The organism is Natrarchaeobius versutus (assembly GCF_041205745.1).
Lineage (GTDB): Archaea > Halobacteriota > Halobacteria > Halobacteriales > Natrialbaceae > Natrarchaeobius > Natrarchaeobius versutus.
On sequence record NZ_JBGFCC010000001.1, the window covers coordinates 736,727 to 761,252 of the forward strand.

General features: G+C 62.0%; 24 protein-coding genes. 13 read left to right on the forward strand and 11 right to left on the reverse strand.

From position 1 onward, the window contains the following. Positions 1 to 42: 42 nt before the first annotated feature. Positions 43 to 549 carry an FAD synthase family protein gene (locus AB7C87_RS03715; RefSeq protein ID WP_369728045.1) on the reverse strand — a complete coding sequence of 169 codons (507 nt, stop codon included), beginning with the start codon at positions 547 to 549 and terminating at the stop codon, positions 43 to 45. After that, complete coding sequence (locus AB7C87_RS03720) at positions 546 to 1,043, reverse strand: Mov34/MPN/PAD-1 family protein (protein WP_369728046.1); 498 nt, start codon at positions 1,041 to 1,043, stop codon at positions 546 to 548. Before AB7C87_RS03720 ends, AB7C87_RS03715 begins: the two co-directional genes overlap by 4 nt. A gap of 234 nt (positions 1,044 to 1,277) precedes the next feature. Here AB7C87_RS03720 and han point away from each other — a divergent pair, with 234 nt between their 5' ends. Beyond that, complete coding sequence (gene han, locus AB7C87_RS03725) at positions 1,278 to 3,182, forward strand: Hef-associated nuclease (RefSeq protein WP_369728047.1); 1,905 nt, start codon at positions 1,278 to 1,280, stop codon at positions 3,180 to 3,182. 221 nt (positions 3,183 to 3,403) lie between these two features. Here han and AB7C87_RS03730 read toward each other — a convergent pair whose 3' ends face one another. After that, entirely contained in the window at positions 3,404 to 3,727 is a 324-nt protein-coding gene (locus AB7C87_RS03730) for a ribbon-helix-helix protein (protein WP_369728048.1), read from the reverse strand. An 887-nt stretch (positions 3,728 to 4,614) separates the two neighbouring features. Here AB7C87_RS03730 and AB7C87_RS03735 point away from each other — a divergent pair. Beyond that, on the forward strand, positions 4,615 to 5,103 hold the full coding sequence (locus tag AB7C87_RS03735) for a DUF8097 family protein (RefSeq protein WP_369728049.1): 489 nt from the start codon (positions 4,615 to 4,617) through the stop codon (positions 5,101 to 5,103). Between the two features lie 18 nt (positions 5,104 to 5,121). On the opposite strand, the gene AB7C87_RS03740 is transcribed toward AB7C87_RS03735, so the two are convergent. Together AB7C87_RS03740 and cofD are read right to left on the reverse strand one after the other, a co-directional pair. After that, positions 5,122 to 5,874, reverse strand: coding sequence for a tRNA-dihydrouridine synthase (locus AB7C87_RS03740; RefSeq protein ID WP_369728050.1), 753 nt, complete (start codon positions 5,872 to 5,874; stop codon positions 5,122 to 5,124). After that, positions 5,874 to 6,866 (reverse strand): 2-phospho-L-lactate transferase, encoded by a 993-nt coding sequence (cofD, locus tag AB7C87_RS03745; RefSeq protein ID WP_369728051.1) that lies wholly within the window; start codon positions 6,864 to 6,866, stop codon positions 5,874 to 5,876. Before cofD ends, AB7C87_RS03740 begins: the two co-directional genes overlap by 1 nt. Before the next feature lie 203 nt (positions 6,867 to 7,069). On the opposite strand from cofD, the gene dpsA reads away from it, so the two are divergent. The 3 genes from dpsA to ppc all read left to right on the forward strand — a co-directional run bounded on the left by dpsA (position 7,070) and on the right by ppc (position 11,819). Beyond that, a complete protein-coding gene (dpsA, locus tag AB7C87_RS03750; RefSeq protein ID WP_369728052.1) occupies positions 7,070 to 7,615 on the forward strand; it encodes a DNA starvation/stationary phase protection protein DpsA in 546 nt (181 codons plus the stop codon). A gap of 180 nt (positions 7,616 to 7,795) precedes the next feature. Beyond that, positions 7,796 to 8,989 (forward strand): pyridoxal phosphate-dependent aminotransferase, encoded by a 1,194-nt coding sequence (locus tag AB7C87_RS03755; RefSeq protein ID WP_369728053.1) that lies wholly within the window; start codon positions 7,796 to 7,798, stop codon positions 8,987 to 8,989. A gap of 139 nt (positions 8,990 to 9,128) precedes the next feature. Next, entirely contained in the window at positions 9,129 to 11,819 is a 2,691-nt protein-coding gene (gene ppc / locus AB7C87_RS03760) for a phosphoenolpyruvate carboxylase (RefSeq protein ID WP_369728054.1), read from the forward strand. 121 nt (positions 11,820 to 11,940) lie between these two features. Here the strand turns inward: ppc and AB7C87_RS03765 are convergent, their stop codons facing one another. Continuing rightward, a complete protein-coding gene (locus AB7C87_RS03765) occupies positions 11,941 to 12,138 on the reverse strand; it encodes a DUF5800 family protein (protein ID WP_369728055.1) in 198 nt (65 codons plus the stop codon). Between the two features lie 156 nt (positions 12,139 to 12,294). On the opposite strand from AB7C87_RS03765, the gene AB7C87_RS03770 reads away from it, so the two are divergent. The 6 genes from AB7C87_RS03770 to AB7C87_RS03795 all read left to right on the forward strand — a co-directional run bounded on the left by AB7C87_RS03770 (position 12,295) and on the right by AB7C87_RS03795 (position 18,832). Beyond that, a complete protein-coding gene (locus AB7C87_RS03770) occupies positions 12,295 to 13,152 on the forward strand; it encodes a polymer-forming cytoskeletal protein (protein ID WP_369728056.1) in 858 nt (285 codons plus the stop codon). A 238-nt stretch (positions 13,153 to 13,390) separates the two neighbouring features. Beyond that, positions 13,391 to 14,257 carry an electron transfer flavoprotein subunit beta/FixA family protein gene (locus tag AB7C87_RS03775; protein ID WP_369728057.1) on the forward strand — a complete coding sequence of 289 codons (867 nt, stop codon included), beginning with the start codon at positions 13,391 to 13,393 and terminating at the stop codon, positions 14,255 to 14,257. 2 nt (positions 14,258 to 14,259) lie between these two features. After that, a complete protein-coding gene (locus AB7C87_RS03780) occupies positions 14,260 to 15,840 on the forward strand; it encodes an electron transfer flavoprotein subunit alpha/FixB family protein (RefSeq protein WP_369728058.1) in 1,581 nt (526 codons plus the stop codon). Next, the gene (locus AB7C87_RS03785; protein WP_369728059.1) at positions 15,840 to 17,522 is read left to right on the forward strand and encodes an FAD-dependent monooxygenase; all 1,683 of its coding nucleotides are present in this window, start codon (positions 15,840 to 15,842) and stop codon (positions 17,520 to 17,522) included. Before AB7C87_RS03780 ends, AB7C87_RS03785 begins: the two co-directional genes overlap by 1 nt. Before the next feature lie 28 nt (positions 17,523 to 17,550). Continuing rightward, positions 17,551 to 17,928, forward strand: a complete 378-nt coding sequence (locus AB7C87_RS03790; RefSeq protein ID WP_369728060.1) for a DUF8055 family protein — start codon at positions 17,551 to 17,553, stop codon at positions 17,926 to 17,928. 97 nt (positions 17,929 to 18,025) lie between these two features. Beyond that, the gene (locus AB7C87_RS03795) at positions 18,026 to 18,832 is read left to right on the forward strand and encodes a helix-turn-helix transcriptional regulator (protein WP_369728061.1); all 807 of its coding nucleotides are present in this window, start codon (positions 18,026 to 18,028) and stop codon (positions 18,830 to 18,832) included. On the opposite strand, the gene AB7C87_RS03800 is transcribed toward AB7C87_RS03795, so the two are convergent. From AB7C87_RS03800 to AB7C87_RS03815, 4 genes are read right to left on the reverse strand one after another with little or no spacing between them, the layout of a single operon-like run. Next, positions 18,826 to 19,737, reverse strand: a complete 912-nt coding sequence (locus AB7C87_RS03800; RefSeq protein WP_369728062.1) for an ABC transporter ATP-binding protein — start codon at positions 19,735 to 19,737, stop codon at positions 18,826 to 18,828. The two genes, AB7C87_RS03795 and AB7C87_RS03800, sit on opposite strands and share 7 nt — an antisense overlap. A 36-nt stretch (positions 19,738 to 19,773) precedes the next feature. Beyond that, the gene (locus AB7C87_RS03805) at positions 19,774 to 20,703 is read right to left on the reverse strand and encodes an ABC transporter permease (protein WP_369728063.1); all 930 of its coding nucleotides are present in this window, start codon (positions 20,701 to 20,703) and stop codon (positions 19,774 to 19,776) included. Next, entirely contained in the window at positions 20,700 to 21,620 is a 921-nt protein-coding gene (locus AB7C87_RS03810; protein ID WP_369728064.1) for an ABC transporter permease, read from the reverse strand. Before AB7C87_RS03810 ends, AB7C87_RS03805 begins: the two co-directional genes overlap by 4 nt. Before the next feature lie 56 nt (positions 21,621 to 21,676). Further along, entirely contained in the window at positions 21,677 to 22,399 is a 723-nt protein-coding gene (locus AB7C87_RS03815) for a hypothetical protein (protein WP_369728065.1), read from the reverse strand. Positions 22,400 to 22,728: 329 nt separating this feature from the next. On the opposite strand from AB7C87_RS03815, the gene AB7C87_RS03820 reads away from it, so the two are divergent. Together AB7C87_RS03820 and AB7C87_RS03825 are read left to right on the forward strand one after the other, a co-directional pair. Next, positions 22,729 to 23,370, forward strand: a complete 642-nt coding sequence (locus tag AB7C87_RS03820) for a helix-turn-helix domain-containing protein (protein ID WP_369728066.1) — start codon at positions 22,729 to 22,731, stop codon at positions 23,368 to 23,370. A gap of 53 nt (positions 23,371 to 23,423) precedes the next feature. Then, complete coding sequence (locus AB7C87_RS03825; protein ID WP_369728067.1) at positions 23,424 to 23,756, forward strand: HalOD1 output domain-containing protein; 333 nt, start codon at positions 23,424 to 23,426, stop codon at positions 23,754 to 23,756. Between the two features lie 29 nt (positions 23,757 to 23,785). Here AB7C87_RS03825 and phoU read toward each other — a convergent pair whose 3' ends face one another. Continuing rightward, the gene (phoU, locus tag AB7C87_RS03830; protein WP_369728068.1) at positions 23,786 to 24,457 is read right to left on the reverse strand and encodes a phosphate signaling complex protein PhoU; all 672 of its coding nucleotides are present in this window, start codon (positions 24,455 to 24,457) and stop codon (positions 23,786 to 23,788) included. Positions 24,458 to 24,526 lie beyond the last annotated feature (69 nt).

Sequence of the window (24,526 nt, forward strand, 5' to 3'; positions counted from 1 at the left end):
TCCGCGTTCTACGTCGCCATTTCTCCCAATTCCGAAATGAGATTACAGGCGGCGCTCGAGTACCCGTTCGACGATCAGCCGAGTCGAGAGCAACTCCTCGTCGTCGCTGGGTTCGCGTCCGCTCGCGCGTTCGACCTCGCAATCGATGCCACGGCGCTCGAGTTCGGCCGCGATGGCGGACTCGTCGTGATACTGGTCGTGGCCCAGCGCGATCACGTCGGGGTCGATCTCCTCGATCGGAACGAAGATGTCCTCGCGGTGGCCAAGAATGGCCTCGTCGACGGCCTCGAGGGCCCCCACGACCTCCCGGCGTTGGGTGGCCGGACAGATCGGCGCTTCCTTGTGATCGACGTTCGTCGCACGCGAGACGATGACGTAGAGACGATCACCCATCGCGGCCGCCTCCTCGAGATAGTGGACGTGGCCGGGGTGGATGATATCGAACGTCCCCTGGGCGATGACCGTTCTCGTCGTCGGTTCTTCGTCCGGTTCGTTCGTCGGTTCCTCGAAGCTCTCGCCTGGTTCGTCTGCGGTGGTCCGGTTGGTCATCCGCGAAGCTCCTCGTCGATGTCCGCTTGGGTAAAATCGAAGAACTCCTCGTTGTCGGGAAGGTCGACGTCGAGTACGTTCAGATTCGTGGGCCGTCCCTGCGAGTCGAATGCCTTCCAGTCGGTTCGTCTGTACGGTGCGCCGACGATAATGTGGACGCTTCCGCGACCGAACGTCTCGAGGTCGGCGTCGCTGGGTCTGATCACGCCGTTCGGGTGGGAGTGAATACTCCCCAGCGCCTTTACGTCGTTCGGAATCTGGCTCGTCTTGACCGTCGCGCTGACGCTGTTGGACTCGGTTCCGGGCACCACCAGAATGTCGGTGATGATGAGCCCGTCCCGGTCGAGTCCCAGTCGGCTCGCCTCGGTCCCGCGAAGGAACCCCATGTACTCCGCCGGATGAGTCGCCTCGGAAGACTCGATGGCAAACTCGAGGGTTTCCTCGGCGATACCGAGGATCTCGTTCGAGCGAAACAGCGCGTCGAGCAGCCCCATACCCATACCTGTGGGCTTGCCGTTGCTAAACGTTCCGATACTCTGGTTTGCATCCGCTATAGTAGCCACTGAACATCACTGTACACCCGATCGCCAGACGGATCGGCGATCGGTGTGTACATCGTTTCAGTTGTTACTATGGCCTCGACGGAGAAGCGATGTGTCGTCTCGAGGCTCCTGCCGGAACCTCCTTGGCAAGGGTTATACGCGGCCACCACCAAACGCCGAACCAAGATGACACGTGAGTCCGCCGAGGAACTCGGCGAGGACGACGGGGGTTCCGTCGTCTACGATCTCGATGCTGATTGTACCGCCGACGACGTCGAGCAAGACACACCCTATCTGGCCGAAATCAACGGTATCGTCGACTACGGCGTCTTCGTCGACCTCTCCGAATCCGTCTCCGGTCTCGTCCACGAATCCGTCCTCGAGGGCACCTACCGCGTCGGCGACGAACTCGTCGTCGAACTCGAGGCCGTCCGCGACAACGGCGATATGGCGTTCGAACCCGCGGACGTCGACGAGTACGAACTCGAGGCGATCTCCCACGACTACGCACTGACGGGCACGAACCGTCTCGAGGCCAACGTCGGCGAGCAGATCCACCTCGAAGGCACCGTTATTCAGGTCAAACAGACCGGCGGGCCGACGATCTTCCACGTCGCCGACGAGTACGGCGTCGTCCCCTGTGCCGCCTTCGAGGAGGCCGGCGTCCGCGCGTACCCGTCGATCGAGATCGACGACGTCATCCGCGTCACCGGCACGCCCGAATACCGCGAGGGGTCGGTCCAGATCGAAGTCGACGGCCTCTCGAAACTCGAGGGCGAGGACGCCGACGAGGCACGCGAGCGAATCGAGGAGGCCCTCGATACCCGCGCAGAACCCCACGAGGTCGACCCGCTGATCGACTGGCCAGCTTTCGAGAAGCTTCGACCCAATCTCCGCGAGGTGGCGAAACTGCTTCGCCGAACCGTTCTCGAGGGTCGTCCCATCCGCGTCCGCCATCACGCCGACGGCGACGGCATGTGCGCCGCCGTCCCCGTCCAAATCGCCCTCGAACGCTTTATTTCGGACGTCCACGAGGACGACAACGCGCCGCGACACCTCATCAAGCGACTGCCCGCGAAGGCGCCGTTTTACGAGATGGAAGACGCCACGCGCGACCTGAACTTCGCACTCGAGGACCGCGAGAAACACGGCCAGCAGTTGCCCCTCCTGTTGATGCTCGACAACGGCTCGACGGCCGAAGACGTCCCGGCCTACGAGACGCTGTCTCACTACGACATCCCGATCGCCGTCGTCGACCACCACCACCCTGACCCCGAGGCCGTCGAACACTTACTCGACGCCCACGTCAACCCGTACCTCCACGACGAGGACTACCGGATCACGACGGGGATGTGCTGTGTCGAACTCGCGCGGATGATCTACCCAGACATCACGGACGAACTCCGTCACGTCCCCGCCGTCGCCGGCCTCTCGGACCGGTCGAAGGCCGACGCGATGAACGACTATCTCGAGCTCGCCGCCGAGGAGGGCTACGACGAGGAGCGCTTACAGGACGTCAGCGAGGCGCTCGACTACGCCGCCTTCTGGCTCCGGTACAACTCCGGCGACCAGCTCATCCAGGACCTCCTCCAGATCGACAACGGCGACGACGACCGCCACCGAGAGCTCGTCTCCTTTTTCGCCGACCGCGGCCGTGCGGAGGTCGACGAACAGCTCAAGGCCGCGATGCCCCACGTCGAACACGAGGACTTAGAGAACGGCGCCCACCTCTACCGGATCGACGTCGAGAACTACGCCCACCGCTTTACGTACCCCGCACCGGGGAAGACCACCGGCGAAATCCACGACCGCAAGATCGAGGAGACCGGCGACCCCGTCATCACCGTCGGCTACGGCCCCGACTTCGCCGTCCTCCGGTCCGACGGCGTCCGGCTGGACATCCCGCAGATGGTCTCCGAACTCGAGGATGAAGTGCCCGGCGGCGGCGTCTCCGGCGGCGGCCACCTCGTCGTCGGCTCGATCAAGTTCGTCAAGGGCAAACGCGAGGAAGTTATCGACGCCTTAGTCGAGAAGATGGAAGACGCAGAGATCGACGAAGCGCTCTCGAGTGCGGCCCCGATCGACGACTGATCGACTCGAGGGGTCTCCGTCACCGGCCGAGGCGGCTAAAACCGACCGATATTCGTGTGCCGACTTCTACACCGTCAGAGAGTTCAGTGACGACGATGGGATCTGCGGGGGCGTGCGCTGGATCAGGTGAGTCGTCGAAGGACGCACGGTCACTCGAGCCTGCCGACGCGGACGGGTCCACAAAAGCGCTCCCAACCGATTGCCCACTCGTCGAATTCCTCCTAGAACTGATACCGGCGCTCGTCGTCCATCGTCGGATACTGGTCCGCACCGGTCATCTCGTCGAAGGTCATCCCCGAGAGATACTCGTCGTAGGTGACGTCGAACCCCGAGCGCAGGTGAAAATCCATCTTCCCCGTCTCGACCGTCGTCTGAAACAGCATGTGGATCGCCCGTCGCACCAACTCGTCGGTCTCCTCGGGCTCGAGAGCCGTCTCGAGGACGGATAGCTCGTTTCGGGTCTCCCGGTCGAGCGAGACCGCGAGTTCGTCGTCGAAGTCCGTGTACGATTCTTCGATCTCCTCGGTTAGCTCCTCGAGGGTCATGGCGGAGTGCAAGCGGCCTCGGTGGAAAGTCCTTTCGTGCTCGCTCGAGCGCCCTGCCCGTCGTGTAACTATATATTTGAGAGACATATTATGATTACTAAAGGAGTTCAGAACTATGCCCCCTACACAATTTCAAGAGGATATCACAACACCACAAGGGTTGCTTGCACTGTTGATCGCGCTGATAGGCGTCAGTATTGCCGTTCTCAATCCCGGACTTACCGTGGTTCTACTGGTTCTGTTCCTGCTCGTCAATCTGTGGTTGCTGTATCTTGTATACAGGCTGGTAGTTGCAGTAGAGGGGTTCACATATCAGTCCTAATCCTTCGGCGCTTAACCTGTACTGAACACCGTATTCCTTGTAAGAAATAATGAAACGAAACGCACCGATTCGATCACTACAGGTGCATACTGAACGAGGTGTTCGAGTTGGATTGTGGTATAGTAGCCACTGAACGTCACTGCACACCCGATCGTCAGATAAATCGGCGATCGGTGTGTAAATCTTTCAGTTGTTACGATAATACGAAGAACTCTGCTATCGTGGACACGGGAAGTAGCCACATCCTCCCCAGCCGATTCGCTCACTGCGTTCGCTCATCCCTCGCACAGTTTCGGTCGAGCATCCTCCCGCTCGGTCGGCCACTCGACAGCGCGCGCCACCGCACGTGGTTGGTCAGATGCCCAACGGTAACGACACTGCCTGTACGTCCCGATCCGTCGGACAGTCACGGAGAGGGTATGCGAACCGTTCTGTGACACCCTCGACCGAGCTATAGTAACAACTGCAACTATTTACACACTGATCGCCGACACATCTGGCGATCAGGTGTGCAATGACTTGCAGTGGCTACTATATTACAAGCACATCGCCCGTACGATCGGGTATGTTCTCACGTCGAACGCGTGCCGTACTCGACCTGCTCGGGAACTTGTTCGTCCTCGCCCCCCTCACGTTCCTCCGACTCGAGTCGAGGAGGATCGAACGACTCCGACAGGACGGGGCGCTCGAGGGGATCGACAACGTCGAATCCGTCGACGAATCCCGCCTCGAGAACGCGAATCTCGATGCTAGAACGGCGTTCGCGCTCGGACTGGTCGAGGGGATGGAGGACGTGCGACTCAGGCACTGGTGGGCGCTCGTCGGCGCGGCCAGCGCGATCGGGTACCGGACGGTGTACGACCGCGATGTCGGCGGAATTCGGCGCTCGCTGGAACGGCGACTCCTCCTGCTCGCATCGATCTGGGCGATCTGGATCCGTCTCAGTCTCGGGAATCGCAGTGTCTCCCACAGCCTCGGCGTGGGCTCTTCGGTCGGCGCGGTCGCCTACCGGACGAGGTACGGGCTGCTGTCGGAGCCGCCGCCCGAGAACTGACCGAACGGGTCAGCGACCTTACTGTTCTGCCGCGATTCCGAACTGTCGGTCGACAGCCCGCCTGACGCGTTCGAGCACCCGCTCGTCGTCGCTCGGACGGCCGACGCTGACGGCGTCGGCACCGTACTCGACGTACTCGCGGACGGTTTCGTCGTCGCGGACGCCGTTGTTCGCGACGACGAACAGCTCCGTCGCCTCCGTAATCTCGGCGATCACCGACTCGGAGTCCATCGCGTCGACGTGGACGAACGCCGCGCCGGCGTTCTCGAGCGTGCGTGCGAGCGCGGGGAGGTCCACCTCTGGAACCTCCGCCCGGACCTTGACGCCGACCGTCGCGCCGGTCACAGTCGCCGTCTCCACGTACGTTCGAAGCCGGTCGGCGTCCCGCAGGAGCGTCTCGCCACAGCCGACCGCACAGAGTTCGTCCTGGCGACAGTGGGCGTTGATCTCGAGGAACGCCCCCCGATCTCGGCAGACCCGTGCCGCCTCCGCGATGGGTTCGGACGTCGCACTCCGGACGTTGAACGCCGGCTGAATCGCCGCGTCCTCGAGCGCGGCGAGTTCTCCGTCGAGGAACGCGATCGGATCGGACGGCAGGAACTCGTTTCTGTCGCGGTCGACGAGCGCTCGGGCGGCGGCTCTCGAGTCGTCGTCGATGGCGATTCCGCCGAGAAACGCGGCGCCGGCGTAGGCGGCGCCCGCCCGCGCCCAGTCGGCGTCGGATTCGCCGCTCAAACTGGCGAGCGCGAGCGGTGGGTCGATCCGGACCATCACTCGACGAGCTCGATCGCCTCGTCGACGGCTCGAACGACGCGTTTTGCGTCCTCGCTCGAGTCGATCCGGATGTCCGTTCGCACCGTCGGCCGGTCGAACTCGATCGCGTCGTCCTCGTCGACGACGAAGGCGTCGGCGAACGGGTAGGCGCTCGCCAGCCCCGCGGTGCTGGGCTCGGCGTTGACCGCCTCCATCAGCGGGCCGGCGGGTCCGGAGAAGGCGTCGTCACCGAGAAACGGCGAGACGGCGACGACCGTCGTCTGGGCGAGTGCGTCCGCGAACCCGGGCAGTGCGAGCATCGGCCCGATGCTCGTCACCGGGTTCGAAGGACCGATCACGACCGTGTCAGAAAGCGCCTCGAGGACGCCGGGTGCGGGTTGGGCCGACGAGGAGCCACGGAACTCGACGGTGTCGATCGCGGGTTCGCCGCGGTGGGCGACCCAGTACTCCTGAAAGTGCATCATTCCGTTTTCGGTGTGGATCAGACTCGCGATGGGATCGTCGCTCATCGGGAGGAGATCGATCTCGAGGCCGAACGCGGCGGCGAGCCGTTGGGTTGCCTCGCTCAGCGTGTAACCCTGATCGAGGAGACTGGTTCGCGTGATGTGGATCGCTCGATCGCGGTCGCCGATCGTCATGAACTCGGCGATGCCGGAAAAGCGCCGCCAGTTCGCCAGGTCGCGGCCGTCGGTCTGTTTCTCTTTCGGAAGATACTGCGGGCCGGTCGGGAGATCCGCCGCCGAAGCGAGATCTGTAAGCGCCGCGTTCGTCCGGTGGGTGTCGCCGTCGATCCCCCACCACGTCTCTCGATCGAGGACACCACCGCCCTGAAACAACAGCGTATCGACGTCCGGCGAGACGAACAGTCCCCCGAGTTCGATATCGTCGCCCGTATTGGCGACGATCGTGGTCTCCTCCGGCGAGAACACGGCACCAGCACCGTCTAACAGTTTCGGCGTTCCGGTGCCCCCGGAGAGGAAGGTTACCATACGATACACTTCTCGACCGAGGATACTTAATCGCTTGCGCCGAGCGGAAAGATGTTTCCGGTTTTACACGATAGCGGGGTACCATCGGGATCGGTGTTCGCCCCATCGAACACCAAAAGTAGAAATATTATTTACTGATTAGAAAATTTTGTTTTGTGATGGGGGAAGCTTTAAGTGGTTCGCGGGTGTACGAATGAACTACGATGAGCACCCAGAAAACCGTCCGACAGTCGGCTGACGTCGTCGAGGAGAACGAACTCCGACTCGACCAGGAGAAGGCCGAACAGATCGTCGACGCGTTGAACACGGAGTTGGCGAACTCGTACGTGTTGTACCACCAGCTCAAAAAGCACCACTGGGTCGTCGAGGGTGCCGAGTTCCTCCCGCTTCACGAGTTCCTCGAGGAAGCGTACGAACACGTCGAGGAGGGAGCAGACGTGATCGCCGAGCGCGCCCAGGCGCTGGGCGGCGTCCCCGTTTCCGGGCCGACGAACCAGGAGCGTCGCGCGACCGTCGAGTTCGAGGGCGAGGACGTCTACGACGTCCGAACGATGTTCCAAAACGACCTCGAGATGTACGGCGACATCATCGAATCGATGCGCGACAGCATCGAACTCGCGGATAACCTCGGTGATTATGCGACCGCCGAGATCCTCCGTGAAATCCTCGTCACCCTCGAGGAGGACGGCCACCACTTCGAACACTACCTCGAGGACGACACCCTCGTCCTCGAAGAAGCGACGAAGTAACCCGACTGCCGACAGCGACGTTTTTCGCCGACAACACGCCGTTTTTCCCGTCCGTCGACTGGACCGTGTCCTCGAATCCGATCCACCTGTGGTGAATGCAACTCGACGTCCGTGGCCGACCCGCGTCCCGTTGTCGGCTCCAGCAAACGCTTTCCGGCTGGCGACGGAACCCGACTATCGATGCACTCGAGCCCCCCGCACGGGGAACGTATTTCCGGGCGCGTCGCCGAAATCGAGCCACAGCAAATCCGGGTCATGTTCGACCTCGCGGCGGAGGCCGACGGCGACCTCGTCCACCTCGAGGTCGGCGAGCCGGACTTCGATACCCCCGAACACGTCGTCGAGGCAGCGTTCGAGGCGGCGAGACGCGGCGAGACGCGGTACACGGCGAACGCCGGCGTCCTCGAGCTTCGTCGCGCGCTGGCCGAAAAGCGCTCTCAGGAGACCGGCTCGGCGGTCGATCCCGACTCCGAACTGATCGTCACGAACGGCGGCGTCGAGGCGCTTCACCTCGCGATCCACGCGGTCGCCGATCCGGGCGACGAGGTCGTGATTCCGACGCCGACGTGGCCGAACCCGATCTCTCAGACCAGACTCGCCGACGCGGTCCCCGTCGAACTTCCGATGGCCGCGGCGGACGGCTTCGCGCCCGACGCCGGCCGCGTCGTCGAGGCGATCGGTCCGGACACCGCGGCGGTCGTGGTCACGTCGCCGTCGAACCCGACCGGGAAGCTGATGTCCGAGACGGCGATCGACCGGATCGCGACAGCCGCCGCCGAGCACGGGGCGTACGTCCTTGCCGACGAAGTCTATCGCGAACTCACCTACGGCGAGACGCCGCGGCCGGCGGCGAGCGTGACCGACCACGACGAGTGGGTACTCTCGATCGGCTCGTTCTCGAAGACGTACGCCATGACTGGCTGGCGCGTCGGCTGGCTCCACGGTCCCGCGGACGTCGTCGGCGACCTCGTGAAGATCCGCGAGAGCACGACCTCCTGTGTCAACACACCAGCCCAGTACGCCGCGATCGCCGCACTCACCGGGCCCAACGAGCCGATCGACGAGATGAAAACCGCGTTCCGCGAGCGACGGGACTACGTCGTCGACCGTCTCGAGTCGATCCCTCACGTCTCGGCCGATCGACCCGAGGGCGCGTTCTACGCGTTCGTCGACGTGAGCGCCCTCGAGGGCACGAGTATGGAGATCGCCCGGCGCTTGCTCTCGGAGTACGACGTCGTCACGGCACCCGGAACGGCCTTCGGCGACGGTGGCGAGGGCTACCTCCGGCTGAGCTTCGCGAACGATCGCGAGCGTCTCGCGCTCGGACTCGATCGCATCGAAACGATGGTTCGGAGAGAACTCGAGAGGGAGTGAATTTTAGCGTCCGTCGATACTACCCCACGACAACCGTGGTCATACGACCCCGAATTCGGGCGTAATCGTCACGGAAAACGATTATTATCGCCGTCTCGGTTCGCCGGGGTTTTTTACGGTCGGATCCGATGGCCGTGATATGAAACTTCACAACAGGGGTGTGCGACAGGACGTTCGCGAACTCGGCGCATTGCTCGGCGAGGTACTCGAGGGCCAGACCTCGCGTAAGGCGTTCGAGACGGTCGAAACCTGTCGGCGGGAAGCGATCGATTACCGGGCCGGCGAACTCGACTCCCGGGAGACGCTGGTCGCGGAACTCGAGGGGCTGTCGCCCCACCAGCAACGAATCGTCTCCCGTGCGTTCACGACGTACTTCGAGTTGATCAATCTCGCAGAGGAGCGAGAACGCGTCCGCTCGATCCGGACGGAATCCGACGAGGGAACCCTCGAGGATAGCCTCGAGACGGCGGCCGAGGAACTCGCGGAGGCCGATACCGAGACGGTCGAACAGGTCCTCGAGGACGTCCTGATCGAGCCGACGTTTACGGCTCACCCGACCGAGGCTCGCCGAAAGACGGTGAAATCGAAGCTTCGGCGGATCTCGACTCTACTCGAACGGCTCGACGAACAGCTGTTGACCGAGAAAGAACAGGACCAGATCTGGCGGGACATCGACGCCGAGGTGACGAGCCTCTGGCAGACGCCACAGGTGAGAAATCGCCAACCAGAAGTCGAAGACGAGGCGCGAAACGTCCAGTGGTACCTCGAGAACACTCTGTTCGACGTCGTCGGAGAGGTCTACGACGAGCTCGCTGACGCCATCGACGAGGAAGTCGGCGGGAATCTCGATATTCCGAAGCTGTTCGAGTTCCGCTCGTGGGCTGGAAGCGACCGTGACGGTAATCCCTACGTGACCCCCGAGGTGACCGCGAATACCCTCGAGCGCCAGCGCTCGGTGGTCCTCGAACGCTACCGCGAACAGCTCAAACGTCTCTCGGGCGTCCTCAGCCAGGACGGCAGTCGAATCGACGTCGGCGCCGAGTTCGAGGCTTCGCTCGAGGCCGACCGTGAGCGGCTTCCGGGAAGCGCCCGCACCGCCGAACAGCGATATCCGGGCGAACCCTACCGGCAGAAGCTCAAGCTGATGCGCGAGCGCCTCCAGCGCGTCGGCGACGTCCGCCCGGGCGGCTACGACACCGTCGACGAACTGCTCGACGACCTCGAGGTCATCGCGAAGAGCCTCCGGGCGAACGGCGGTGAGAGCGTCGTCGACGCCCACGTCGATCCGATCCGTCGCCAGGTCGCCACCTTCGGTTTCTCGCTCGCGAGCCTCGACCTCCGCGAACACCAGCAAAAACACACCGACGCCATCGCGGAGGCACTCGACGGAGAGGGACTCGATTACCACGCGCTCTCCGAAGACGAACGCGTGGAGTTTCTCACCGATGCGGTCTTGCAAGAGGAGAAAGTCATCGATCTGACGGAAACAGACGGTCTCTCCGACGCGTCGGCACGCGTCCTCACGCTGTTCGATTGTCTCGGCGACTGGCATACGGAGTACGGCGTCGAGGCGATCGACACCTACGCAATCTCGATGACCGACGAGCCGAGTCACGTCCTCGAGGTGTTGTTCTTAGCCGACCAGGCAGGTGTCGTCTCCTTGCCCGAACACTGCGGGCTCGACATCGTCCCGCTTCTCGAGACCGAGTACGCCCTCTCCGGCGCCCGACGGATCATGGGGACCTTATTCGAGAACGAGGCCTACTCGCAGGCGCTTTCGGCCCGCGGGCAAACCCAGGAGATCATGCTCGGTTACTCCGACTCGAACAAGGAAAACGGCTTCCTCGCGGCGAACTGGTCGCTGTACAAGAACCAGCGTCGACTCGCCGAGATCTGCGACGACTTCGACGTGAAGATGCGGCTGTTCCACGGCCGCGGCGGCTCGATCTCTCGCGGTGGCGGTCCGATGAACGAGGCGCTTCTCGCGTTGCCGAACTCCACCGTCACCGGACAGGTCAAGTTCACCGAGCAAGGTGAGGCGATCGCCGAGAAGTACGGCAACCCGCGAATCGCCGAGCGGAACATCGAGCAGATGTTGAACGCACAGCTTCGATCGCGACTGCACGCGATCGACCAGCCGGAAGAGGAGGTTCACGACGAGTGGGTCGAGGCGATGGAGACGATGGCGGACACCGCCCGCCGGGAGTACCGCGACTTACTCGAGACCGACGGCTTCGTCCGCTACTTCGAGCAGGCGACGCCGATCACCGTCATCGAGGATCTCGATCTCGGCTCGCGGCCGGCCTCGCGCTCGGGCGAGCGAACGGTCGAGGATCTCCGGGCGATCCCGTGGGTGTTCTCGTGGACCCAGTCGCGGTGTATCCTCCCGGGCTGGTACGCCGTCGCGACCGGGCTCGATGCGTACCTCGAGGACGGCGGCGACGTCGAGACCCTCCAGGAGATGTACGACGAGTGGCCGTTCTTCCGGACGACGCTCGACAACGCGGCGCTGTCGCTGTCCCGAACCGAACTCGAGATCGCGGCCCAGTACGCCGACCTGGCCGACGAGGAGCTTCGCGAGCGGTTCTTCCCCCGCGTCTCCGAGGAGTATGAGCGCGCGAGCGAGCTGATCCAGACGATCGGCCAGCGCGACGAGCTTCACACCCGCGACTGGCTCGGCGAGAACTTAGAGCGCCGAAACCCCTACGTCGACCCACTGAACGTCCTGCAGACGTACCTGCTCGATCGTACCCACCGAACGGACGTCGAGGAGCGAACGCTTCGCCTGACGGTCAAGGGGATCGCCGCCGGGATGAAAAACACCGGGTGATCGGGCGGTAGCCTCCGACTCGACGCCCATTCGAGCCGGTGAAACGCCCGACGTCCGGAAGGCGATATCGAAACGAACGGTGCGGAAGCCGGCTCGCCGGCACTCGTTACAGCAAACCGTCTCAGTCGAGAATGTCGCCGATTCGTCGCGGTTCGCCCTGCAGGTCCGGCTGTTCGGCGACGATCTTCAGGACTTCGTGGTCGGTGACGTCGTGGTAAGATTTTTCGGTCGCCTCCTCGATCAAATCCCGCTCGAGGCGAAATTCGGTTCCTTCGTAGACGACCTCGACGCCGTCGTCGTCGAACGCGAGCGTTGTCATGGCCGGCCGTATGCGGTGGGGGCCTAAAAGGGAGACGCTCTGGCGCTCCTCGAGTTTGGGCGTCGTGGTGTCGACTGTGGCTGTCGTCAGACGGGCGACAGACGGTCTCGAGCCAACGACGAAGTTTATTACGAGGGGGTCACATTGGATCCGAGTGTGGCCGTACGCAGGGACCCGCTGGACGAACTTGTCGTCCCCGACGGGACGGAAGCGAAAGAAGTCGCCCTCGAGACCGACGGAGACGTGCTCGTCGGCGCGCGCTCGACGATCGAGTTCGGCGTGCGCGGCCGAAACGTGATCGCCGGCGAGAGCGTCGAGTTCGGCGGCGAGATCGAAGCCGGCGCGGATTGTCGACTCGATATGTGGTGTGACGTCGCGGAGAACGTCCTCGTCGGCCAGGACGCCTACATCGGCGAGCGCGTCCACATCGGCGGACGGTTGAAAGTCGCCGGCGACCTCGATATCGGCGACGACGTCGACATCGAGGAGGGATTCGAGGCCAACGGCTGGATCGTCATCCGCAATCCGATGCCGACGATCGTTTTCCTGTTCGTCTACCTCAAGCACCTGCTTTTGATCGGCGAGGAAGACACCGCCCAGCGGCTCATCTCCGAGATGGTCGACGACGAAGCGGGTGAACCCGACGCCGAACCGCTGGTCATCCCGCGGAACGCGACCGTCGGCGACGAGGCCTGGCGCGTCTCGACGCCCGCGACGATCGGCGACGGCTGTCGACTCCACGGGAACGTCAGAGCCGAGACGATCGACGTCGGCGACGACTCGAACGTCTTTGGGAGCCTGCGGGCTCGAGGCGAGGTGTTCGTCGGCGACGGCACGCGAATTCACGGTGATTTGACGACGCGAAACGGCGACGTCGTCGTCGGCGAGGACGCCAGAATCCTCGGCGACGTCTCGTGTGGCGACCTCGAACTCGGCCCCGGCGCGGAAGTCGACGGCACGATCCGCGCGGACGGCGAGATCACGATGGGGACGACCGAACGCGACCGAGAGTGATCGTCCTGGCGGACCGCGACCCATCTCGCAATCGTACCCGCACTGCCTGACAGCAGACGGCCTCAGCCGAACCTGTTCGTGATTGGTCTCTCGGCTAAACCTGTCCGTCATCGATCTTCTCCGGCGCTCGATCCGTCGCTTCGGTTGGCGATTTTTACCCCTATTCTTAATAGATGTTGTCACGTTAGGGAAAGACAGGCATGAGAACGATAGACACATCACGAGGACGGAGGTGGCCATGCGATCGATCGCGCTGACCAAGGGTGTCCCCGACTTCTCGGAGGGGGCGGTCTCGTTCAACGAGGAAGGACACTTAGAGCGCGGGAAGACGCCGACGGTGATGAACCCGAACGACGCGTTCGCACTCGAGGCGGCGCTCCAGACGAGGGTCCGACACGGCGGCCACGTCAGCGCCATGAGCATGGGGCCGCCGGGATACGCTTCCGTGCTCGAGGAGGCGATGGAGGCGGTGTACGCCGACGACACGTACCTGCTTTCGGATCGCGAACTGGCGGCCTCCGATACGTGGGCGACGGCGATCACGCTCAGCGCCGCCCTCGAGAAGTACCAGGAAGAGGTCGACGACGTCGACCTCGTCTTCGCGGGGTTCAAGACGGCCGACGGCGAGACGGGCCAGACCGGCCCCCAGACCGCCTGGGCGATGGAGTGGCCGATCGTCACGCACGTGATCGCACTCGACATCGATCCGGACGAACGGATCCTGCGAGCGAAACGGCTCGTCGAGGGAGATATCGACGAGATCGAGACCGTCGAGGCGCCGCTTCCCTGTTTCGTCGTCACTGACCCCGAGTTCGAACCGACCTACCGGAAGGCTTCCCACCGATTGGCGCACAAACAGCTTCGGGCCGAAACCCAAGAGCGGGCGGCCGACCACGAAGACCAGCTCACGACGTGGGACCACGCCGATCTGAATCTCGATCCCGACTACATCGGACTCGACGGCTCGCCGACGATCGTCTCCTCGGTCGACCCGATCCCGAAAGCACCCTCCGAACGCGAGGCGACGATGATCGACGCCGGCGACGAGGGCGGAATGTCCGAACTGCTCGAGGAGATGCAGCCGTTCGCGGCCGGAGGTAACTGACGATGACGGAATTTGACCCGACCGAACACACGGTAGACGAACTGGACGATCACCTCGAGACGGTCGACGACGAGGCGGTCTTGCAGACGATTCTCGAGGCCGAACAAGCCGGACAGGACCGCAAGACGGCTCGCGAGGCAGTCCACCGCCGGCTCGAGGCGATCGGCGCCGTCGACGACGACCGTGAGGGCGTCGAGGAGGGAACCGAGACCGAAGGCGAGTACGAGGAGACGCGAGAGGACGTCGGGGAAGATGCGGAAGGCGAGGAGAAAGCGGACGAAGGCGAGATGGCGGCCGAGGAAGCCGAGGCCGATGCCGAGTCAGAGGACGAGGAGGACGACGGCCTCTCCCACCCGACCCGCGACAAAAAACACGTCCGCGCGCTCGCCGACGGGCGCTACGAGGACATGTGGGTCTTCTGTGAGACCCAACAAGGGGAGTTGCTCGAGGTCTCGAAGGAGATGCTCGGGAAAGCACGCGAGTTGATGGACGGGTTCGCCGAGGAACACGACGAGGAACGCGTCGTCGCGTTCCTGATGGGCGACGACTGCGAGGAACTCGCCCAAGAGTGTATCGCCTACGGCGCCGACGTCGCGCTCTATCACGACGACTCGCGTCTCGAGCGGTTTCTCCACAAACCGTACACCGAGATTTCGGCACACATGGCCCGCGGCGAGGGGACGGTCGAGAGCACGGACTGGCGCGAGTACGACAAACCGCGGTACGTCCTATTCCCGGCGACGAACAACGGTCGGGACCTCTCGGCGAAGGTCCAGGCGGAACTCGACTCCGGGCTCGCCTCTGACTGTTCGGACCTGTTCATCCAGGAAGAGAAGGTTTCGAACCCGGTGAAGACGGGCGAACCCGGCGTGAAGAAGACCTTCGAGAAGGTGCTTCACATGAAACGACCCGACTTCTCGGGCTTCGAGTACTCGACGATCCTCTGTCTCGACAACCCCGGACGGGAGTTCCACCCGCAGGGCGCCTCGATAATTCCGGGCAGTTTCGACCCCATCGAGCCCGACGACGAGCGGGAGGGGCTCGTGATCGAACACGACATGGAACTCGAGGAGGAGTGGTTCCGCGTCGAAATCACCGAGTACGACCAGCTCGAAGCCGGGATCGATCTGACGGACCACGAGGTAATCGTCTGTCTCGGGCGGGGTATCGCCGACGATCCGACCGAGGGAATGGAACTCGGCCTCGATCTGGTCGACGCCTTCGAGGACGCCGAACTCGGGATCACGCGGGGTATCGTCACCTCGTCCTACCAGTTCGAGGGCCACGTCGAAGAGTACGCAAAAGAGGAACGCCAGATCGGCGAAACCGGCCAGGTCGTCGCGCCGGCTCTCTACATCGCCGCGGGCGTCTCCGGGGCGGTCCAGCACAAAGTCGGAATGGACGAATCGGACACCATCGTCGCGATCAACACCGACACCGACGCTCGCATTCGAGACTTCAGCGACTACTTCGTCGAGGGCGACCTCTTTTCGGTCCTCCCGCGGCTGACCGACGCCGTCGAATCGGGCGAGATCGAACTCGAGGCAATCGCGGACGGAAGCGGCGACGGAGGTGACGACTGATGGCGGCCGACTCGAGCGAACGCGAACACTACGAGGCGGTCGTCGTCGGCTGTGGACCCGGTGGCGCGGCCGCGGCCGCACGGCTCGCCGACCACGGCATCGAGACGCTCGTCCTGGAGCGCGGCACGGAGGCGGGCTCGAAGAACGTCTCCGGTGGCCTGATCTACGCCGAGGACTCGGCACCGTACACGATCGACGATCTCTTCGACGGCTTCCGCGAGGAGGCCGCCGAACGGCCGGTCACCGACTACCGGATCCACAACGTCGCAGGTAACAGCGTCAAAACGTACGATCTCACGGACCTCCACGAACACGACACCGACTGGTGTGACGCGGTGCTCCGTCGGAAGATGGATTCCTGGCTCGAAGACCGCGTCCACGAGAAGACGAGCGAGACGGGCGGCGGCGTGCTGACGAACGTCCGTGTGAACGGTCTCCTCAGAGAAGACGGCGAGATTGTCGGCGTCACCTGTGACGAACTCGACCCGATCGAGGCGGACCTGATCGTCGCGGCCGACGGCGTCAACTCCGAACTCGCCCGCGACGCCGGGCTGATGGACTGGGAGGAGCCCGACGAGTGGTTCCAGGGCGTCAAAGCCACCGTCGAGATGGATCCCGATGTGATCGACGACCGGTTCGGGCTCGAGCCCGACGAGGGGGTTGCCCACCTCTTCTCGGGCGATCTCTTCTCCGACGTCCGCGGCGGCGGCTTCCTCTATACGAACGAGGACAGCCTATCGATCGGCACCGTCTTCCACTTGGATAGCCTCGTCGAACAGCGCGCGGAACCCCACGAACTGCTCGACGCGTTGCTCACCCATCCGTTACTCGCCACCTGGCTCGGCGACGAGTACGACGAGCGCGAGTACGCGGCGAAACTCGTCCCCGATTCGAAGAAGGTGGCCCACCGCGAACCCCACCAGGGTCGGCTCGTCCTCGTCGGCGACGCCGGCGGACAGATGCAGGCCCAGGGGCCGATCATCAAGGGAATGAACCACGCCGTCACGGCCGGCGCGCTCGCGGCCGACGCCTTCGCCGTCACCCGGGGCAACGCAGACCCTGCCGCGGCCGGGCGACGGTACGCACAGATGCTCGAGGACTCCGGAACGATGGACAAACTCCGCCCCCGTCGGTACGACCTCGCGCGAACCGTCGGCGAACGCGACCTCGTGACGAGCGTCGTCGACACCGTCCTCGAGTCGCCGGTCGGTTCGGTCGCGGTCGGCAATCCGATCTCGAATCGCCTGCTCAAGCGAGCGTACAACTCACCGTTTCTCGTCTCGATGCTTCCAGACACCGCCACGGGATACGTCACGCTCCCGAGTGTCATCGGCGAGACCCAGGGGCGGACGATCCACTGGGAGAACGAGGTCGAGCCGCCGACGCTCGAGGAGCGGATCGGCGACCTCACCTACGATACGGACGTCGGCAACCCCCACATCGAACTCCTCGACGAGTCCTACGAGGCAAGCGGCGCGGCGGTCGCCGCCTGCCCGGTCAGCGCCGAGGACTTCGGCGGCGGCTGTTACCGCTCGGAGACCGTCCAGACGAACGGCACTGAGGAGACGCTCGTCAGCCTCGACACCCAGCCCTGCGTCGAGTGTGGCACCTGCGCGATCGTCGCCGACACCGAGTGGGAACACCCCCGCGGGGGCAAGGGCGTCGAGTACCGGGAGGGATGAACGGACGACCTGTCGTTCACACCCGATCGTGACCGCAAGTCGATACGGCCCCCGGATCGCCGCCCTCGAGCGCCGGGCCGAACGCGACCGGAAACGACTCGAGTCCGAAGACGAGCGGCCGGAACCCAACGACGCACCCTCCTACCTTCGGGAGGGTGTTGGGAGAGCGATCTGGCTCTACGTCGAGGGCCGAACCGGCGGACGGATGGTTCGTTTCTCGCCCGCGGAGTTGGACGCACTCGAGCGCGCGATGAACGCCTGGCTCGAGTGTTACACCCGGTGTTACGGCGTCGAACTCGAGGCGAACTTCTCGATTCGCGAGGCGGCCGAACTGTTACTCGAGACGCGAAACGTAGACGACGTCGGTCAGTTGCTCACGGGCGTTCCGTCGCGGGAATCGGAGTGATTTGATCGTCGCCCTATTGGAATAATTTTATTGATAATGATTGAATTAGCCTGGCAAATCCGCACGGTTATGGTATTGAAAATTAAACACTTCTCCGATGCCCTCCAATAGCGACTGCTTGTTACCGACCATTTCGAAACGATCGTCTATCATGGCGCTGATCTGTGATGGAACGACCGAAAAACGAGAGTTAGCAGCATCCGTTTCGGTTTCCCGTCCGACACTTGACCGTGCTATTCGAGAACTCGAAGAGGAGGGATTGGTCCTCCGCCAGGGCACCGATTGTCGGCCGACATTGTTGGGCCGACTTGCGATGGAACTTTATCACGACGTGGATGCGAAATTCGACAGTTTGCAGCGGGCCACTCCGCTATTCGAGTCACTCTCTGCAGATATTTCGATCGAGATGCTCGTTATTGAGGACGCAAACGTGTATCTGAATCGTAGCGATGGTCCACACAGATCCTACAAGGCGCTCGAATCACGAATCACACAGGCAGATACTATTCGTGGAATGCTGACCGTCGCTTTGCCGTCCTTCGTGGATCTGGTTTGCTCACAGATACTTGAGAACGGCACAACCATCGAGGTCATCATTGATTCCGGCCTCTGTACGACTCTTCACGAACACTACTCCGACCAACTCACTGACAGTGCCCGTCGGGAGGACATCTCCCTCTATACGATCGATAGGGAATTACCGTTCAATCTGTTGTTGATCGATGAGACGGATGTTTTCGTTTCGGTCTTTACGGATGAAGGGGCGCCACTTGGTATGATCCGAAACGAAACACCTGATGCCCAAGAGTGGGCACGTATCCAACTGCAGAAACACAAAGCGAACGCAGGTCGATTTTCAGTAGACGACAGGGTTGCTACCGACAGCGTCGACGCCGATTACTGAGCGTCGGTGTACGAGACGAAAATGTCTTCGACGGACGGCTCTCGGATCGAGAAACGGTCGACGTCGCTCGAGGAAGCGAGGTGTTGAACGACGGGAAGACGAGCCTCGGGTGAGTCCGTACGAACCGAAATTTGGTCCCTAGCGGAGTCCACCGCAGTAACCCCGTCGATCTCCGCAAGCCGGTCGAGGCGTGAATCGTCAATCTCTGTTGGAGAGAGTGGGAAACGAAGCGTCGATTGAACGCCCGCCCGCTCGCGGAGCCCATCGATCGTCCCTTCCGCGAGTAGTCGCCCCTCGTCGAGGATGCCGATCCGGTCACAGACGAACTCGACCTGGCCGAGAACGTGACTCGAGAAGAACACGGTAGCACCACGTTCGTTTTCCTCGTAAACGATCTCTCGAATCCGTCGAGCACCGTGAGGATCGAGTCCCGAAAACGGTTCGTCGAGGATCAAGAGGTCGGGCTCACCGACCAGTGCCATCGCCAGCGCGAGACGCTGTTGCATTCCTCGCGAGTAATCGCTCGCTCGCTGATCGCCAGCATCCGCGAGTCCGACCCGCTCGAGAAGCGTGGCCGGGTCGTCGTCGGCGGATTTCGAGTCGATAACGTACTCGAGATGGGCGCGACCGGTCAACCGATCGTACACCTGAAATCGATCCGGGAGTATTCCAACGCGTCGGTGGACCTCAACGACGTCGTCCCGTGGATCGAAACCAAGGACGCGTACGTCGCCGCTGGTCGGACGTACGAAGTCCATCAGAACGTCGATCGTGGTCGACTTGCCGGCCCCGTTCGGTCCGAGAAAGCCGTAGACTTCGCCGTCAGCGACGCTGAGTGTCAATGCGTCGAGGGCAGTCGTCGTTCCGTACCGTTTCGTGAGCTCGTGGATTTCGATTGCAGTCATGCTGGCAGTGGTCGTGTTCTTCGATCGTTCGCTGTACTATCGCGTGAGGTCCGTTCGTTCGAAGCGATACGTTGCGATGGTGAACATCACCACCGTCCACGAAATCCAGATGACGACGCCACCCCATTCACTGAGATAGAATGGCGCATCGGAGCCGACAGTCGTCTCGACAGCAAGAGGCTGGCTCAAATGGGTTCCCCCCTCGACGAGATAAACGTAGGACTCGGCGGAGTTTTCCAGCCCGAGTGCCCAGTTCGTCAGGAGGTTGTAACTTCCATCAGGAGTGGATCGCTGGATCAGAAGTGCGGGGACAGGATCCGACGCGGAAACGAACGGGAGTCCACTGACGGCAGCGTATGCGAGGTTCCAGACCATACCTGACCAGAGTTGACAGAGGAAAAGCGCGTATACAAATCCGATGCCGACCGCCGTCGTGGTCGTCCGGACTGCCGCCGACAGAGAGACGACCAACGCGACCGTTACGAACACATACACCATCGAAATTGCCCACATGCCACTCATCGGGAGAACCGGAACGAAATCGAACCGAATCGTCCCGACGATCCAGACGACTACGATGGCGGCCGTACACGCTAGCCCGAGACCTATTGACCGACCGACGATCGTTCCAACGAGAACGTCCCGACGTTCCAGAGGCATTCCAGCGGTAAACGCGATGCTCCCCGTTTCCCGCTGTCCGACGACCGATCGGTAGCACGTAAAAACCGCGGCGTACGGTAATACGAGCGATACGGCCGTCTGGAGGTCTGCGACGACTTCCGTGGGACCGAGTGCGGACGTTACCGTCTCCGATTGGCCGGTCGCCCAACTGTGAAAGAGGACGATCAACAGTCCGAAGAGCCACGTGCCCCACGACCGAGCGAGAAGGTTCGCTTCGCGACGAGCCAACGGAAGCCAGTTCGGACGTTCGACTCGCAGGAGATGTTCGGTAACGGTCAATTTCACGTGAGATCCCTCCGAGCGAAGAAGACGTATCCAATCACTCCCGGAACGACGATCCACGCCGCCAGAATGACCAGTGCAAACGACTCGTGGAGGTACCAGGGAACGTGCTGGCCCTCGAATGTGTTGTCGACGACGAACACATACCAAATGGAACCGCTTGACTGTGCCTCATAGAGTGCCGAATTCGGAAACCCATCCGAGTTCGCGGTCCCTAGTGACCAGTTGATCAGCGTATTCGTCGCACCGGTTGGTGTCGCTCGGTGAATTCCGAACAGTGGGCCGGACGCTGGTGGATCAGTTGGAACCACCGAACGTCCCGACAAGAACGTATAGAGACGAATTGCGAGACCCTCGTGCCAGAAAAAATCCAACAGGAGAAAATAAACGCCCAGAAGCACTGCAATTACCCGCCTCGGGTGTACAATCACCGCCGAAACGGAGATGGAAATTGTAACGAGCGTGAACACGTACAGTACAACCAGAGAGAGGGTAACGAGAAAGCTGGAGATAGCGAATCCCCCGTATCGTAGCGATTCGACGACAAATACGACGATGGACGCCGACGCGACGAGCGTCGCAATGCCGACCGTTCGGCCGACGATCTTCCCGGCAAATAGCTCACCCCGAGTGAGCGGCATGGCAGCCGTCGTTACGAGTTGCCCATTGAGCCGTTTCTCTGCAATCGCCCGGTAGCTCAAGAGTATCGTGCCGATTGCGACAACTAGACCCGCGCCGTGCAGATAGGTGACAACGTATGCTGCTCCGAGTTGGGACTGGATTATATTGTGTCTCCCACTTGGTGTGAGATATAGTATCAAATAATATTCTCCGACGAGAGCGACGGCGAACAACCATGCTCGCTTACTCGTCACCAAGGGTATCGCCTCATATCGGAGTAAGGTTTTCTGAGCGTTCATTAACACATATATAAAAATCTCCGACTTCAATTACATAAAAGCATGTCGGATGGTCGTTACAATTCTATAATCTGTTTATTAACAGTTTCGATAGTTCCGTCAGCGTGGCCACGAAGGTCGATTACAGTCGCTTCTCTTCTGACTTCGACACCGGGTTCGTGCCTGTACTCGTGAACACGACTTGAGACCACCTCGTCACCTAATACGTTGAGGTGACTGGATCGAAGCCCTTCGTGATACCATGCGGGTGCCGGGGCAGTACCTGATGAATCGTTGTCCTCATTTCTAATACCACTGCCATTATACTCGAACTCAAGAGTGTGTTCGGTCTCATGAACTGTGTAATCACCAATGTCCCGATGATAATCATCGCCACCGCTTACTTTTTCCCAATCGGAGAGCGTAACATTCTCCCAATCGGATGCCGTAATCTCGTCGGAGTTGTACAGTTCTTCGCGCTTCTCGATGACCTCCTCCAACGACGTGTCGGTCACGAGCGGTTCACGAAGGACCTCCATGACGAGGTCGAACTCGTCGTCCGAAAGCCGTTCGTAGGCGTTATGCACCTGCTCGGCATTCTGAGCAGTTCTGTACAGTCGTTCGAGAAATCTCTCTGCCGAGGCACTATCAGAAACGGTCACAGCCTCGGGAGCGGCCGTTCCCGATTCGGCAGCACCGCTACTCGAGAAACCGGCGATTCCGAACACGGCAACACCAGTCGTTTTGAGGGCCGTTCGTCGGTCTACAGTCCGTTTTGATCGAGTGTTCTCTGGGTTCATCGTACGACCCATTTCGAGAGACGATGCAAATTCTATTCACATTACTTGATTTTCACTATTTCGAACTATTTCGAGCAATCAGGCTGTGAGTCGTATTCGGTCGTTGATTCGTGACTCAGATGGCAACCACGCAATCGATCTACGATACCCATCGTCTGTTCCGATCACCGGCGAGAAACGAAGTGTCGCTGACGAAAACCGGCAAATTGCTGATTTCGGCGATTTGTGTGATGTGTTCTACTGGCCGATCGGCACCTCCCTCGAAACGGAGGAGCGACTCGATAATCGTTAGGGGAAACAGTCAGGGGACTGGATAGGGTATCGAACCCGTGACCCTCATCGTCGAGTTCGAACTGGACACGCCGATCCTCCGGATCGCCTCGGACGCGATCGACCGCATTCGACTCGAGGAGGTGTACGAAACCGAGTCCGGCGATTCCAAACTTCTGTTCTGTGCGTTCGGATCGGAGTTCGACCGGTTCGAGTCCGCGCTCGCGGATGACCCGACCGTTCGGGAGTTTACCGGTATCGAGGAGGCGCTGGACCGACAGCTGTACAGCGTCGTCCTCACGGAGCAGGCGACGGAGCGACTGACCTACCCCGTCGCCGCCGAGTACGACGTCTCGGTCCTCGAGATCGTCATCTCCGCCGAGACGGTCGTTCGTGCACGCGTCCCGTCCCGGGAAGCGCTCTCCGCCTATCGCGAGCGCTGTCTCGAGAAAGGCGTCGGGTTCCAGGTTCGCCGCCTCTACCGGGAACAGAACGTCGAGGCCGGACGTTACGGGCTCACGGACCCCCAACACGAAGCGCTCCGTCTCGCCCTCGAAGCGGGCTACTTCGACGTTCCGCGCGAGACGACGCTGTCGGAACTGGCCACCGATCTCGAGGTATCCTCGCAGGCGCTGTCTGCACGCCTCCGTCGCGGCCAGGCGTCGGTCCTCGAGCGTGCGCTGAGAGACGACCCCACTTAAGCCGTTGACCACTCAATGTGGTTCCTTTCCGGCGTCAGCGGCGTTCGATAAGTATGAACACAAACCAGCGCACCTCGGACCAGCACCCGACCACCGGAGCGACGGACCACGACACCGAGCCGTTCGTCCACCATGGTGAGCCGGATCGACCGCTCAGCGAAACCATCACCATTGCGGTCGCCGAGAAAACGGGACTCGACGACCCGATTGCCGTCGCCAGTGAGTTCGGACCCCTGTACGACTCGATCGATCCCGCCGCACTCGACGGGCTGTTCGAATCCACGCCGACGAGCGACCGCTCCGCTGGAACGATCACGTTCACGTACGCCAGCCACGCCGTCGAAGTCGATACGAGCGGTCGGGTACGCCTGTCTCGATTCGAGTAGACGCCCCGCGAACCGGTCGGGAGAGAAGATCAGTAGATCAGTTCGTCGTCGTTCTCGACCATGTAGAGCGTCCGCGCGGCGATGTTGACCGCGTGATCGCCGACGCGCTCGAGATCCCGGATCGTAAGCAGGAGTCGTGAGACGTCCTGGAGCAGGCGTTCGACCTCGTCGGGCGACTCGAGTTCGCGCTCGATCAGGTCCCGGACGACGATCTCGCTCGCACGTTCGGCGAAGTGATCGAGATCGTCGTCGCGGGCGGCGAGTTCCCGGCAAGCCTCGACGTCCTCGGTGTCGTAGGCCTGCATCGCGTCGTCGACCATCGCGAGCGTCAACGTCCCCATCTCCTGGACGTCGACGTCCGGAAAGAGGTCGTGTTCGGCTTCCAGGGTGTACTCGCCGAGGTTGACAGCGAGGTCGCCGATCCGTTCTAAGTCGGTGATGATCTTGAACGAGGCGGCGATGAACCGAAGATCGGAAGCGACGGGCTGTTGGAGTGCGAGCAGTTCGATACAGTCCTGCTCGAGGTCGAGGTACATTCGGTTGATCTCGCCGTCGCCGGTGATCACCTCGTGGGCGAGATCCCCGTCTTTCTGTTCTAAGGCGTCGAGCCCCATGCGAAGTCGTTCCATCACGACCTCGCTCATGTAAAGGATATCCTCGCGGAGTTCCGCGAGCTTCTCCTGATAGGATTTTCTGGCCATAGTTCAGCCACCCGTCCGGGTGGAGATATAGCTTGTGCCAACTGCAATATGGACGTCTCCGAACGAGCG